Origin of the sequence: Streptococcus mitis, assembly GCF_002096895.1 — a bacterium.
GTDB classification, from domain to species: domain Bacteria; phylum Bacillota; class Bacilli; order Lactobacillales; family Streptococcaceae; genus Streptococcus; species Streptococcus mitis_AH.
Window position 1 is genome coordinate 548096 of sequence record NZ_NCVI01000020.1, and the last position, 14036, is coordinate 562131.

Consider the following 14036-nt stretch of genomic DNA (forward strand, 5'->3'; position numbering starts at 1 on the left):
TATGAAAAAAATTGTCTTTACAGGTGGGGGGACGGTTGGACACGTGACCCTCAACCTTTTGTTAATGCCCAAGTTCATCGAAGATGGATGGGAAGTCCACTATATCGGAGATAAACGTGGCATCGAACACCAAGAAATCCTCAAGTCGGGTCTAGATGTCACCTTCCATTCCATTGCGACTGGAAAATTGCGTCGTTATTTCTCTTGGCAAAATATGCTGGACGTCTTTAAAGTTGGCTGGGGAATTGTCCAGTCGCTCTTTATCATGTTGCGACTTCGTCCACAGGCTCTTTTTTCAAAGGGAGGCTTTGTCTCAGTACCGCCTGTTATCGCTGCGCGTGTGTCAGGAGTGCCAGTCTTTATTCACGAATCGGACCTATCTATGGGCTTGGCCAATAAAATCGCCTATAAATTTGCGACGAAGATGTATTCAACCTTTGAACAAGCTTCAAGTTTGTCTAAGGTCGAGCATGTGGGAGCAGTGACAAAGGTTTCAGACCAAAAAAGTCCAGAACCAGATGAATTGGTGGATATTCAAACCCACTTTAATCCCCAATTGCCAACTATATTGTTTGTCGGTGGTTCTGCAGGCGCTCGTGTCTTTAACCAATTGGTGACAGACCATAAGAAAGAACTGACAGAGCGCTACAATATTATCAATCTAACTGGAGATTCTAGCCTGAATGAGTTGAGCCAAAATATTTTTCGTGTTGACTATGTGACCAGTCTCTATCAACCCTTGATGGAATTGGCTGACATTGTTGTGACACGTGGTGGTGCCAATACGATTTTTGAGCTCTTGGCCATGGCAAAATTGCATGTTATTGTGCCGCTTGGTCGTGAAGCTAGCCGCGGTGACCAGATTGAAAATGCAGCTTACTTTGTAAAAAAAGGCTATGCAGAAGAGCTTCAAGAAAGCGATTTGACCTTGGACAGTTTAGAAGTGAAGCTTTCTCACTTACTAAGTCACAAGGAAGATTACCAAGCTAAGATGAAGGCTTCAAAGGAATTGAAATCTCTAGCAGATTTTTATCAATTGTTGAAAAAAGATTTATCATAAGGAAAGTAAATGTCAAAAGATAAGAAAAAAGAGGGCAAAGAAATCCTCGAAGAATTTAAAGAGTTATCAGAATGGCAGAAACGAAACCAGGAATATCTAAAAAAGAAGGCTGAGGAAGAGGCGGCCCTAGCTGAGGAGAAGGAAAAGGAAAGACAAGCTCGAATGGCTTCAAAATCTGAAAAGTCAGATGCAACCGAGGAGCAAGAGAGTGAATCTGATCCAAAAGACTCAAAATCAGCTAAGGATGATACTGAAGAAAAAGTAGAAGAGTCAGAAGACGTCAAAAAAGAAGTATCTAAAGAAGAACAAAAGTCTAAAAAGACAGAGAAAGAGGATAAACGGGATAAAAAGGCAGAGAAAAAGCCTGTAAAGGAAAAACCGGTCAAACCGAAAATTCCAGGAGTTCATATCTGGCGGGCTATCTCGATTTTGTTTCTCAGTCTGATTTTATTGGTTGTCTCTGCTTATTTGCTTAGTCCTTATGCGACCATGAAGGATATTCGTGTTGAGGGAACAGTGCAAACTACAGCTGATGATATTCGACAGGCTTCAGGCATTCAGGATTCGGATTATACGATTAACCTTCTGCTAGATAAGACAAAATATGAAGAGCAGATCAAGTCTAACTATTGGGTTGAATCAGCTCAGCTTGTCTATCAATTTCCAACCAAGTTTACTATCAAGGTTAAGGAATATGATATTGTGGCCTACTATGTTTCTGGAGAAAGTCATTATCCAATCCTTTCAAGCGGTCAGCTTGAGACCAGTGCGGTAAGTTTGGTGAGTCTGCCAGAAACTTATTTATCAGTTCTCTTTAATGACAGCGAACAAATCAAGACCTTTACGTCAGAACTTGCTCAAATTAGTCCAGAACTCAAGTCTGCTATCCAAAAGGTAGAATTAGCCCCAAGCAAGGTGACATCAGATCTAATTCGATTGACCATGAATGATTCGGACGAGGTCTTGGTTCCCCTTTCTGAAATGAGTAAGAAATTGCCTTATTATAGTAAGATTAAGCCACAATTGTCAGAACCGAGTGTGATTGACATGGAAGCTGGAATTTACAGCTACACAGTGGCGGATAAATTAATTATGGAGGCTGAGGAAAAAGCCAAACAAGAGGCTAAGGAAGCTGAGAAGAAACAGAAAGAGGAAGAGAAGAAAAGACTGGAAGAACAGCAGAATAAATTGGAAGAAGAGAAGAAAAAATTGGAGGAAGAGGGCAATCAAAACCAAACGACCCGACGTTCATCGCGCCGCTAGGTTTAGCTTTTCTCCTATAGCTCTTTAGTGACCATGTTTTTACTTGACAAGTGCTAGTAGAAATAATAGAATAGTAAAAAACCTTTAAAGCAGTCCAGAGAGGCAGCTAAGGTTAGACGGTGAAAGGGTGGAGACTACCCATTTTTCGTGGAACCTTGCTGTTGGCAGGTTCCTTTTTTCGTGGCTTCTTGTGGCCAGACTCTCTCACTAGCAAAGGTAAAAGGAGAAACCTATGCGAGAACATCGTCCAGTTATTGCTCTTGATTTTCCTAGTTTTGAGGCGGTCAAGGAATTCTCAGCTCTTTTTCCAGCAGAAGAAAGCCTTTATCTTAAGGTAGGGATGGAGCTTTATTACGCAACGGGGCCTGAGATTGTGTCCTACTTGAAAGGCCTGGGGCACAGTGTCTTTTTGGATCTCAAGCTGCATGACATTCCCAATACTGTCAAATCAGCTATGAAGGTCCTGTCTCAGCTTGGTGTGGATATGACAAATGTTCATGCTGCTGGGGGTGTAGAGATGATGAAGGCTGCGCGTGAAGGTCTTGGAAGTCAAGCCAAATTGATCGCAGTCACGCAACTGACATCAACATCGGAAGCCCAGATGCAGGATTTTCAGAATATCCAAACCAGCCTGCAGGAGTCTGTCATTCACTATGCTAAGAAGACGGCTGAAGCGGGATTAGATGGTGTTGTTTGCTCGGCTCAGGAAGTGCAACTCATCAAGCAGGCCACCAATCCAGATTTTATCTGTCTGACACCGGGCATTCGTCCTGCAGGTGCTGCAGTAGGAGATCAAAAACGCGTCATGACGCCAGCGGATGCTTATCAAATCGGTAGTGACTATATCGTAGTGGGACGTCCCATTACCCAAGCTGAAGATCCTGTTGCAGCTTATCATGCCATCAAGGATGAATGGAAACAGGATTGGAATTAAAGAACTAGATTAGAAAAACAAAAGGAGAAGACCATGACACTTGCTAAAGATATCGCTAGCCACCTCTTGAAAATTCAAGCAGTTTACCTCAAACCAGAGGAGCCTTTCACTTGGGCATCTGGTATCAAGTCACCGATTTACACTGATAATCGTGTGACACTAGCCTATCCAGAAACTCGTACTCTCATTGAAAATGGTTTTGTAGATGCTATCAAAGAAGCCTTTCCGGAGGTTGAAGTGATTGCAGGAACTGCGACAGCAGGGATTCCACACGGAGCTATTATTGCTGACAAGATGAATCTGCCATTTGCCTACATCCGTAGCAAACCAAAAGACCACGGAGCTGGTAATCAAATCGAAGGCCGCGTAGCTCAAGGTCAAAAAATGGTAGTGGTTGAAGACCTTATTTCAACCGGTGGTTCTGTTCTTGAAGCTGTAGCAGCTGCTAAACGAGAAGGAGCAGATGTGCTTGGAGTTGTAGCAATCTTCAGCTACCAATTGCCAAAAGCAGATAAGAACTTCTCAGATGCAGGTGTCAAACTAGTAACGCTTTCTAACTACAGTGAACTCATCCATCTAGCCCAAGAAGAAGGCTATATCACACCAGAAGGCTTGGATCTCCTAAAACGCTTTAAAGAAGACCAAGAGAATTGGCAAAATGCCTAAAACATAGAAAATCAGGTAGTCACTAGGATTACCTGATTTTGTTTTTAATACTAAAGTTGAGCGATAACTTCCTCAGTTGTCAAAACTTGGTTGGCAATGTAGCCGTAGTTTGTTAGTGCAGCTTGGTAGGCTTCTTCACCTGGAGCACCGACAGCATCGTTAACAACAATGACATTGTAGCCTAATTCTATGAGTTCACGCATGTGTGAATCCACGCAGAGATTAGCATTCATACCAGCCAAGATGACGGTGTCGATACCATTTTTGCGGAGTTGAAGGTTAAGGTCGTTGCTTTCTGGGCCAAAGATTTTATGTCCGTTGACAACAATAGTATCTTCATCCAAAAATGGTTTAATCTCTTCAATCATATCTGCTCCAGAGCCTTCTGGAATTGCTGAATACTGGCTATCACGCCAAAACATTTCGTTTTCAATCATCATCGTTTCACCAGCAGCTTTAAATTGCCACTTGTGATCGTGTGGATAGAAGTAGTGCGGTGAGATAAAACGCTTGTAGCCACGCTCTTTAGTAAGAGCGAAAAGCTTTGTCAGATTTTCAATAGTATTAACTTTTTCAAGAACATCTTTAGTTGCTCCGAATCCTTTACCAGTAGATTTTAAGAATTCAACTTGCGGGTCTGTGATAACAAATGCGACATTTTTCTGATTGAACATGAGGTTCCTCCTAATATGATTTGATTAACAGCCAATAGGAATTTAGACTGTTAGTTTGATGATTTTCCAAATGGTAGTTTTAGTTACATACTGACCGTTCGGTACAATTATAATAACATCTAGAATTGAATTTGTAAATCAATTTGCTCAGAACAAAAATTTTAATGATAAAACAGTGGCAAAAGGAGGTGGTTTCAATTGTTTGGTCTCAGACTCTGAATCTGCTATAATAGGAAAAAAGAGAGGTGAGCAGATGAGCGTTAAAGAGCGTATTTTACAAAGTGCTGAGGAATTGATTTATCAGAAGGGTTATGATGCCACCTCCATCAGTGACATCATGGAGGTGGCTGATGTTGGCAAGGGGCAGCTTTATTATTATTTCAAATCTAAGAAGGAAATTGGTTTGACGGTCATTCAAGATATTTTAGCAAAGTGGCGAAAAGAGCTTTTTGAAGATATTTTTGAAGCAGACAAGTCTGACAGTGACAAGTTTTCGGATATGATTGACTGGGTTTGTCAATTTCATGAAAGTCAGACAGTCTTTTATGGTTGCCCAATTGGTAATCTGATTGTGGAATTGTCCACAGAAGATGAGAACTTCCGCTGTCCTCTCAATGATTTTATGACCCAGTGGACAGAGAAGTTAGCCAGCCTCTTGCAAGACCTGCATGCTGACTGGTCAGAAGAACGGTCGCAGTTGCAGGCCCGTCAAGTCATCTCCAGTATTCAAGGCAGCATTGTCATTCTCAAAGTCAGCCAAGACATCCAAGTTTTGGAAAATAATATGACGGATTTGAAAAAGAATTATTGTTAATTTTTAGCCGAAGAATTAAAAGTATGTTAATTTATGGATTGTGGTTAAGAGGTAAGAATGACAACAGATATTAAAACTGAAATTGGTCATAGAGTAAGACAGGAACGTGAACGTCACAAATTGACGAGAGAAGAGGTTTGTGGACAGAAGCTGACTTAATAATCAAACAGCTGATGCGTACTGAGCTTGGGCAATCCTTGCCAACAATTACTAAGTTACAATATTTATCTAAGCGATTAGAAGTTCCGATAGATACTTTTCTTGAAAATAAAGAACTAGCTCTTCCTGAGGAAGAGTTGCTGAGTCTAGACTTGATTGAAAGAATATTAGACTTGATAAGAACAGGGACAGGTAGTTTCGCTGAAGATATTTTTGATGATTATTTTAAGCAAGTAACACTAAAGCAAGTTTACACATTCAATGATTTACTATTAATTGATTATTTTGCTATGCAATGTCAAGACTTGATTTATAGAAGAGAGCATTAGATGATTTTCGGATTAAGTTGTTGAAACAGCAATTAGTTAGTAATGAAATGTATAATGTAGAGCTACTATCAGTTCTTTGTGCCATAGCGGTTGTTTATGTTGTTCATAATGACTATAAACATATGATATCTCTAGTAAAAAAGATGAATGAAATTTTATCAGTAACAACGTTGCAAGTCTATAAACCTGGAATTTCAGTATTTGAAGCTAAGTGCTATCTTTATTTTGAAAATGATAAAAATAAAGCAAAGGAACTTTATCACTCAGCAACTATACTAGCTGAACAATTTGATGATAAAGTATTAGAAAATGAAAAGATTATTTGAATTTCCATAACTTAAGAAAGTTCATCATTTTTAATTATCGCTGTAAAATGATTGAAAGTATGAAATTTCCAAACAAAATATTTGAAAAATTTTGAAAAAAGAGTTAGAATATTTTTTGTAATATACAAAGTAAACGCTTACTTATCAAGGAGGACATTTTATGTCATACAAAACAAGCAATGCAGAAGGTCATGTAGATTTCATCAATACCTATGATTTGGAGCCAATGGCGCAACAAGTTATTCCTAAAGCAGCATTTGGCTATATCGCTAGTGGGGCGGAGGATACTTTCACTTTGCGTGAGAATATTCGTGCCTTTAACCACAAACTCATCGTTCCTCATACACTTTGCAATGTAGAAAATCCAAGTACAGAGATTGAATTTGCAGGCGAAAAATTGTCTTCACCAATCATTATGGCGCCTGTTGCGGCTCATAAATTGGCAAATGAACAGGGTGAAGTGGCGACTGCGCGTGGTGTGCATGAGTTTGGTTCTCTCTATACAACCAGCTCTTACTCTACTGTCGACCTTCCAGAAATTACGGAAGCCCTTCAAGGGACACCTCATTGGTTCCAGTTTTACTTTAGTAAAGATGATGGTATCAATCGCCACATCATGGACCGTGTGAAGGCTGAAGGTTATAAAGCGATTGTCTTGACGGCTGATGCTACGGTAGGGGGCAATCGTGAGGTCGATAAACGTAATGGTTTTGTCTTCCCAGTTGGCATGCCGATTGTTGAGGAATATCTGCCAGAAGGTGCTGGAAAATCAATGGACTTTGTTTACAAATCAGCTAAACAACGCTTGTCTCCACGTGATGTAGAATTTATCGCTGAATACTCAGGACTTCCTGTTTATGTCAAGGGGCCACAATGCCGTGAGGACGTTGAACGTTCGCTTGCTGCAGGTGCTTCTGGTATCTGGGTGACCAACCATGGTGGCCGTCAAATCGACGGTGGACCAGCTGCCTTCGATTCACTTCAAGAAGTAGCTGAAGCAGTTGATAAACGTGTGCCAATTGTCTTTGACTCTGGTATTCGTCGTGGCCAACACGTCTTTAAAGCCTTGGCTTCAGGAGCAGACTTGGTAGCTATTGGCCGCCCGGTTATCTATGGCTTGGCTCTCGGTGGTAGTGTTGGTGTGCGTCAAGTCTTTGAACACTTGAATGCGGAATTGAAGACAGTCATGCAATTGTCTGGAACTCAGACTATTGAAGATGTCAAACACTTCAAACTCCGTCACAACCCATACAATCCAACCTTCCCAGTTGACCCTCGTGACTTAAAATTGTATTGATAAAATAGCTTGCCTCCACTTGATGTGGAGGTTTTTCTTCGTCTATAGGAAGAATAAATCACCATTGAAATCTATATAAATATATTTTTCAGTCAAATATCTTGCTAGGGCTTTCATTTTTTGCTATACTGGTTCAGTAATTAAATAATAAAGACATTTGGGGTGCTTTAGGCTGAGATGATACCCATTGAACCTGATACAGTTAAGACTGGCGAAGGGAAATGTGAAACGTTTTTTCGTATGGCGAAATGAACGATCTAATCTTGTAAGCTAAACTCTAATTCTTGATTGTAATTGGAGTTTTTTGTTTATATAAGCTGGATGAAGGTGATACAAAGCATTTAGGTAGCTCTTCTTGAACGCCCTTGATTTTCTTTAAAAAGGTCAAGTAAAACTAGGATTTTCTTGATGTTTTGTCGATTACGAACGAGTAAAGAGAGGAAAAGTAAATATGGAAACACAAGACTATGCATTTGAGCCAGGTTTGATTGTTGGAGAATTATTAAAAAGCGGTCAGAAAGATTGGCAAGCTGCAATCAATCATCGTTTTGTTAAGGAACTTTTTGCGGGGACAATTGAGAATAAGGTCTTAAAAGACTACCTGATTCAAGATTATCACTTCTTTGATGCCTTCTTATCTATGCTGGGTGGCTGCGTAGCTCATGCAGACCAGCTTGAATCCAAGCTTCGTTTTGCCAAGCAACTAGGCTTTCTTGAAGCAGATGAAGACGGTTATTTCCAAAAGGATTTCAAAGAGTTAAAAGTATCTGAGAATGACTATCTGGAAGTGACCTTGCATCCTGTAACAAAAACCTTTCAGCAGCTTATGTATTCTGCTGTGTCATCAGCAGACTATGCTCATCTTTTGGTCATGCTAGTCATTGCAGAAGGTCTCTATTTAGACTGGGGTTCTAAAGATTTGGCTCTACCTGAAGCCTATATTCATTCGGAATGGATCAATCTCCACAGAGGTCCTTTCTTTGCAGAGTGGGTTCAATTTCTGGTTGACGAACTCAATCGTGTTGGGAAAGGTAGAGAGGATTTGACAGAACTTCAGGAACGCTGGAATCAAGCGGTTGCTTTAGAATTAGCCTTTTTTGATATTGGCTATGACGCTTAGAGAAAGTTCAGGATATTTACAAATTTTATGAGGTAATTCTCTTCGAAAATCAAATTCAAACCACGTCAGCTTCACCTTGCCGTACTCAAGTACAGCCTGCGGCTAGCTTCCTAGTTTGCTCTTTGATTTTCATTGAGCATAAAACATTCAATGTAACTGAAAAATTTCTTAACGAAAGATAGAGATAAATCGAAATCAGTAGATCGTATAAAGTTAGAAGGAAGAATTTCAATATGACAAGTTTAAAATTATTAAAAGAAAAAGCACCTTTGGTCATTTGTATAACCAATGATGTAGTAAAAAATTTCACAGCAAATGGATTAGTAGCACTAGGTGCATCACCAGCCATGAGTGAGTTTCCAGCAGATTTAGAGGACTTATTAAAGTATGCTGGAGGTTTATTAATAAACATAGGAACATTGACAGATGAAAATTGGAAGTTATACCAAGCTGCTCTGAAAATTGCAGAGAAATATAATGTCCCAGCAGTTTTAGATCCTGTAGCTTGTGGAGCAGGAGAATATAGAAAAAAAGTAGCAGATAATCTAATCAACAATTATAAACTAGCAGCGATTAGGGGAAATGCTGGCGAGATTGCTTCTTTAGTAGGGATAAATGTGGCATCTAAAGGAGTAGATAGTGCGGGCGTAGATAATATTGATGAAATTGCTCTAGCAGCAAATGAGAAGTTCAATATTCCTATAATAGTAACAGGTGAAGTGGATGCTATTGCGGTAAATGGAGAAGTGGTAACGATTCATAATGGTAGTGCCATGATGCCAAAAGTTATTGGGACAGGATGTTTATTAGGTGCTGTAGTAGCAAGCTTTATCGGACTTGAAAAAGGTCAAGAATTGAAATCATTAGAAACAGCAATGTTGGTTTACAATATCGCTGGAGAAATGGCAGAAAAACGTCCAAATGGGCATCTTCCTGGAACATTTAAAGTTGAATTTATAAATGCCTTATATGAGATTACAGATGAAGATGTAAAGGAATTCAAAAGAGTGAAGTAAGATGTTTCATAAAGAATTACTAAAACTATATTTTATTTGTGGAACGACTACTTGCCAAGGTAAAGATCTATATACGGTCGTTGAGGAAGCCTTAAAAGGTGGTATAACCTTATTTCAATTTCGTGAAAAAGGGGAGGGAGCCCTGGAAGGTATAGAAAAAGTCGAATTAGCAATTAAACTACAGGATCTTTGTAAAAAATATAATGTTCCATTTATCGTTAATGATGATATAGATTTGGCAATGGAAATTGACGCTGATGGCGTACATGTAGGACAAGATGACCTCGGTGTTGATGAAATTAGAAAATTGATGCCAGATAAAATAATTGGTCTCTCTATAAAAAACGAGGACGAATTTCAACAATCAAAAGTTGAATATGTAGATTATGTGGGTGTTGGTCCTGTATTTGATACCCAGTCAAAGGGCGATGCTGGTGGTGCTATAGGTTATGAAGGTCTTAAATTGATGAGAAAACTATTGCCACAAATGCCCTTAGTTGCAATTGGTGGGATACAGACGCAACATATTAAAGACATTATGAAGACCAATGTTGACGGTGTTTCAATCATTTCAGCAATATCGTATGCAAAAAATATAGAAAAAACTGTTCGGGAAATGAGTGAACAATAGGTATCTATCCTTGGATTCTGAGTAAGTGGAAGTTTTCCTTTTCTAAAAAGATATGTCCAGATTCAGTTCAAATAGCTAATCCATCAAATATGTTATTTATTTTTTGCAAAAGAAAGATCTGCTGTATTTGTGAGTGCAAGGCTGTATTTCCAGTTCAATTTCTTGAACTGGAAAAAATCGTTTGTTATAATATTTATATAATTAAATAATAAAGACATTTGGGGTGCTTTAGGCTGAGATGATACCCATTGAACCTGATACAGTTAAGACTGGCGAAGGGAAATGTGAAATGGTTTTGTATTTATAGAAACTAACCATCTAATCTTGTAAGCTGAACTCTAATTTCTATCTGTAATTAGAGTTTTTTCTTTTACGAAACTGGATACAAAGCATTTAGGTAGCTCACCTTGAATGCCCCACTTTTCTTTAAAAAAGGAGTTTTTTTATGTTGAAAAAATGGCAGTTAAAAGATGTTATTTTACTTGCTTTCTTGTCTATCTTTTTTGGTGGCGTTTTTGTAGGATCTGGCTATCTGTTTGATATCCTCACTCTGATTTTAGCCCCTCTTGGTTTACAGGCCTTTGCCAATGAAATCCTCTTTGGTCTCTGGTGTATGGCTGCGCCCATCGCTGCCATATTTGTTCCAAGAGTCGGAAGTGCAACGATTGGAGAAGTACTAGCTGCGCTTGCTGAAGTCCTTTATGGTAGCCAATTCGGTCTAGGCGCTCTTTTGTCTGGCTTGGTTCAAGGTTTGGGAAGTGAACTTGGTTTTATCGTAACCAAGAATCGCTATGAAAGTTGGCTCTCTCTAACTGCCAATAGTATTGGGATTACGCTTGTTAGCTTTGTCTATGAATACATTAAGTTAGGATATTACGCCTTTTCCCTTCCTTTTGTGCTTTCCTTGTTTGTGGTGCGCTTTATTTCCGTCTTTTTCTTCTGTACTATCTTGGTTCGTGCCATTGTCAAACTTTATCATCAGTTTGCATCTGGGGGCAAGGCATAGATGGGGCTGGAACTACGAGCGATTCAGTCCCCAATCTTCTCTGAGCCGCTTGATTTTACTTTTCATGCGCAAGCCTTTACCTTGTTAGTTGGGAGCAGTGGTTCAGGAAAATCCAGTCTCTTTCAAATGATTGCCCAAGTCAGTTCTCTTCCCTATAGGGGTCAAGTCCTGATAAATGGGAGCGAGGTCAGTCAGCTTTCTATCATCGAACGTGTCCAGACGGTTGGTATTCTCTTTCAAAATCCCAATCATCAATTTACTATGGAGAACTTGTTTGAGGAGCTCATTTTTACCTTGGAAAATATTGGGCATCCCGTTCAGGAAATTGATTCTAAAATAGCAGAGGTTGTCCAGCAATGTCGCTGCAAGGCGATTTTGCACCGTCCAATTCATCACTTATCAGGTGGGGAAAAGCAAAAGGCTGCACTGGCTGTTCTCTTTGCTATGAATCCTAGGGTCTATCTCTTGGATGAGCCCTTCGCTTCCATTGACCGCAAGAGCAGAATCGAGATATTGGAGATTCTAAAAGAGTTAGCCTCTAATGGGAAGGCAGTCATCCTGTGCGACCATGATTTATCTGATTATGAAGCCTATATCGACCATATGGTGGAGCTAAGAGATGGACAACTAAGGGAAGTGTTTCAAATCCCTACCTCTGAGATGACACAGGTTGCTTCAAAGGAGGTTGCTTCTAGCCCGGAACTGTTCCATATGGATCGAACGTCTTGTGAGCTGGATAAGCGTTCCCTCTTTTCGATTGTGAATTTTACATTTTACCAGGGAATTTCCTGTATCTTGGGTGACAATGGTGTCGGGAAATCAACCCTCTTTCGGTCTATTCTTCAATTTCAAAAGTATAAGGGGCGCATTACTTGGAAGGGTTCGGTTCTAAAAAAGAAAAAGAGTTTGTATCGTGACCTGACGGGTGTTGTTCAGGAAGCTGAGAAACAGTTTATCAGAGTCAGTCTGCGAGATGAGCTTCAATTAGATGGACCTGATTCTGAAAGAAATCAGCGAATTTTCCAAGCTTTACAATATTTTGATCTGGAGCAGGCTCTTGATAAGAGTCCCTATCAATTAAGTGGTGGCCAGCAAAAGATTCTTCAGCTCTTGACCATCTTGACTAGTAAGGCCTCTGTGATCTTGCTAGATGAACCTTTTGCTGGTTTGGATGATAGAGCCTGCCATTATTTTTGTCAGTGGATTGTGGAGGAGAGAAATCAAGGAAGAAGTTTTCTGATCATTAGCCATCGTTTAGATCCCTTGATCTCTGTGGTTGATTATTGGATTGAGATGACTAGTCAGGGTCTCAGTCATGTGAAAGAAGTGACAATTACCAAACTACTCACATCTCAGAGTAGCAATACCCAAGGGGAGGTGAGATAGTATGGTCAAAGTAGCAACCCAGACACCGATTATCAGTCTCTTCTTGCTAATTTTATCGCTGGAAACATCTTTCATTCCTTCGATTGCTCTGAATCTTTCGGTAGTCGCATTTTGTATTCTCTTTATGCTCTATTACCGTCGATTTAAAGTATTGGCTTGGATGATTCTGCTCGCCATTTTGCCATCCTTGGCCAACTACTGGGCAGTTCAGTTACATGGGGATGCTTCGCAGGCAGTCATGCTCGGAACGAGGGCTTTCGTTACAGTTTGTATAGGACTTGTCTTTGTTTCCTCTATTTCCTTAAAAGAACTTCTCTTGTACTTGGCTCAAAAGGGGTTATCACGGTCATGGGCTTATGCCTTGATTGTGGTATTTAATTCCTTTCCTCTCATTCAGCAAGAAATCAAGTCCCTCAAGGAAGCGTGCTTACTGCGTGGTCAAAAACTGCATGTTTGGTCGCCCTTGATTTACAGCAAGGTTCTGATGACAGTCTTTAGGTGGCGTCATCTTTACCTGAGAGCCCTGTCGGCGCATGGATATGACGAACATGCACAGGTGGAGAATTGCTATCGGACTTTTTATATTGCTAAAAAAACAAAATTAATCTACCTGCTTTTCTTTTTATTGCTGCAAACCAGTCTATTTTTATAAAGGAGTTATTATGGAATTTACAGATATTGCGATGGAATTATCTAAGGAAGCTTGGCAGGCTTCCTTTCATCACCCCTTTGTTTTACAGTTGCAAGAGGGTAATTTAGACCCGTCCATCTTTCGCTATTACTTGATTCAGGATGCCTACTATTTGAAGGCCTTCTCAGAAGCCTATCACCTCTTGGCTGATAAGACTTCAAATCAAGAGATGAAAAGACTCTTGAAACAAAATGCTCAGAGTCTAGTGGAAGGTGAGTTATTTATCCGCCAACAATTTTTCAAGGAATTGGAAATCAGCGATCAGGAAATAGAGCAACATCCAATCGCTCCAACCTGCTATCATTATATCTCTCACATTTATCGTCAATTTGAAGAAGCAAATCTAGCCATTGTTTTTGCAAGTTTGCTGCCTTGTCCTTGGCTATATCATGATATAGGCAAATCACTTAATCTTAAACCATCACCAAATCCTCTCTATCAACAATGGATTGAAACTTATATTACGGATGAGTTAGAGCAGCAGATCAGAGAGGAGGGAGCGCTGGTCAATCAACTCTATCGAGAAAGTGACGAGACAGACAAGAAAAAAATGCTAGATGCCTTCCACATCAGTGTTCATATGGAAGCTAAGTTTTGGGAAATGGCCTACCAACACCAGACATGGAAGAGCGATTTACAGTCTTTAGAAACAGGAGAAGAATAG

At 39.9% G+C, this 14036-nt stretch carries 16 protein-coding genes and 2 riboswitches; of the genes, 15 read left to right on the forward strand and 1 reads right to left on the reverse strand.

The window, feature by feature from the left end:
• The first annotated feature begins 1 nt into the window (after window position 1).
• The 4 genes from B7697_RS07290 (at window position 2) to pyrE (ending at window position 3923) form a co-directional block, all read left to right on the forward strand.
• Window positions 2-1060 (forward strand): UDP-N-acetylglucosamine--N-acetylmuramyl-(pentapeptide) pyrophosphoryl-undecaprenol N-acetylglucosamine transferase, encoded by a 1059-nt coding sequence (locus tag B7697_RS07290; RefSeq protein ID WP_084951055.1) that lies wholly within the window; start codon window positions 2-4, stop codon window positions 1058-1060.
• Between the two features lie 9 nt (window positions 1061-1069).
• A complete protein-coding gene (locus tag B7697_RS07295; RefSeq protein WP_084951057.1) occupies window positions 1070-2323 on the forward strand; it encodes a cell division protein FtsQ/DivIB in 1254 nt (417 codons plus the stop codon).
• A 232-nt stretch (window positions 2324-2555) separates the two neighbouring features.
• Window positions 2556-3257 (forward strand): orotidine-5'-phosphate decarboxylase, encoded by a 702-nt coding sequence (gene pyrF / locus B7697_RS07300; protein WP_084951059.1) that lies wholly within the window; start codon window positions 2556-2558, stop codon window positions 3255-3257.
• 33 nt (window positions 3258-3290) lie between these two features.
• The gene (gene pyrE, locus B7697_RS07305) at window positions 3291-3923 is read left to right on the forward strand and encodes an orotate phosphoribosyltransferase (protein ID WP_004261667.1); all 633 of its coding nucleotides are present in this window, start codon (window positions 3291-3293) and stop codon (window positions 3921-3923) included.
• A gap of 50 nt (window positions 3924-3973) precedes the next feature.
• On the opposite strand, the gene B7697_RS07310 is transcribed toward pyrE, so the two are convergent.
• Window positions 3974-4597 (reverse strand): cysteine hydrolase family protein, encoded by a 624-nt coding sequence (locus tag B7697_RS07310; protein ID WP_084951061.1) that lies wholly within the window; start codon window positions 4595-4597, stop codon window positions 3974-3976.
• Window positions 4598-4850: 253 nt separating this feature from the next.
• Here B7697_RS07310 and B7697_RS07315 point away from each other — a divergent pair, with 253 nt between their 5' ends.
• The 11 genes from B7697_RS07315 (at window position 4851) to tenA (ending at window position 14036) form a co-directional block, all read left to right on the forward strand.
• The gene (locus B7697_RS07315) at window positions 4851-5411 is read left to right on the forward strand and encodes a TetR/AcrR family transcriptional regulator (protein ID WP_000111604.1); all 561 of its coding nucleotides are present in this window, start codon (window positions 4851-4853) and stop codon (window positions 5409-5411) included.
• Between the two features lie 137 nt (window positions 5412-5548).
• On the forward strand, window positions 5549-5899 hold the full coding sequence (locus B7697_RS09490) for a hypothetical protein (RefSeq protein ID WP_261018190.1): 351 nt from the start codon (window positions 5549-5551) through the stop codon (window positions 5897-5899).
• A gap of 20 nt (window positions 5900-5919) precedes the next feature.
• On the forward strand, window positions 5920-6225 hold the full coding sequence (locus B7697_RS09495; RefSeq protein ID WP_024057746.1) for a hypothetical protein: 306 nt from the start codon (window positions 5920-5922) through the stop codon (window positions 6223-6225).
• Window positions 6226-6385: 160 nt separating this feature from the next.
• Window positions 6386-7522, forward strand: coding sequence for an L-lactate oxidase (gene lctO / locus B7697_RS07330; protein ID WP_000120723.1), 1137 nt, complete (start codon window positions 6386-6388; stop codon window positions 7520-7522).
• A gap of 148 nt (window positions 7523-7670) precedes the next feature.
• Window positions 7671-7759, forward strand: a riboswitch (TPP riboswitch).
• Window positions 7760-7973: 214 nt separating this feature from the next.
• Window positions 7974-8642 (forward strand): TenA family protein, encoded by a 669-nt coding sequence (locus B7697_RS07335; protein WP_084951063.1) that lies wholly within the window; start codon window positions 7974-7976, stop codon window positions 8640-8642.
• Window positions 8643-8875: 233 nt separating this feature from the next.
• Window positions 8876-9658, forward strand: coding sequence for a hydroxyethylthiazole kinase (gene thiM / locus B7697_RS07340; RefSeq protein WP_049544375.1), 783 nt, complete (start codon window positions 8876-8878; stop codon window positions 9656-9658).
• Between the two features lies 1 nt (window position 9659).
• The gene (gene thiE, locus B7697_RS07345; protein WP_084951066.1) at window positions 9660-10289 is read left to right on the forward strand and encodes a thiamine phosphate synthase; all 630 of its coding nucleotides are present in this window, start codon (window positions 9660-9662) and stop codon (window positions 10287-10289) included.
• Window positions 10290-10498: 209 nt separating this feature from the next.
• Window positions 10499-10587: riboswitch (TPP riboswitch) on the forward strand.
• A 147-nt stretch (window positions 10588-10734) separates the two neighbouring features.
• Window positions 10735-11295 (forward strand): ECF transporter S component, encoded by a 561-nt coding sequence (locus tag B7697_RS07350; RefSeq protein ID WP_084951068.1) that lies wholly within the window; start codon window positions 10735-10737, stop codon window positions 11293-11295.
• Entirely contained in the window at window positions 11296-12681 is a 1386-nt protein-coding gene (locus B7697_RS07355) for an ATP-binding cassette domain-containing protein (protein WP_084951070.1), read from the forward strand. It begins immediately after the preceding gene.
• A gap of 1 nt (window position 12682) precedes the next feature.
• A complete protein-coding gene (locus B7697_RS07360; RefSeq protein WP_084951072.1) occupies window positions 12683-13333 on the forward strand; it encodes an energy-coupling factor transporter transmembrane component T in 651 nt (216 codons plus the stop codon).
• A gap of 10 nt (window positions 13334-13343) precedes the next feature.
• Window positions 13344-14036: a thiaminase II gene (gene tenA / locus B7697_RS07365; protein ID WP_084951073.1), complete on the forward strand. Its 693-nt coding sequence runs from the start codon at window positions 13344-13346 to the stop codon at window positions 14034-14036.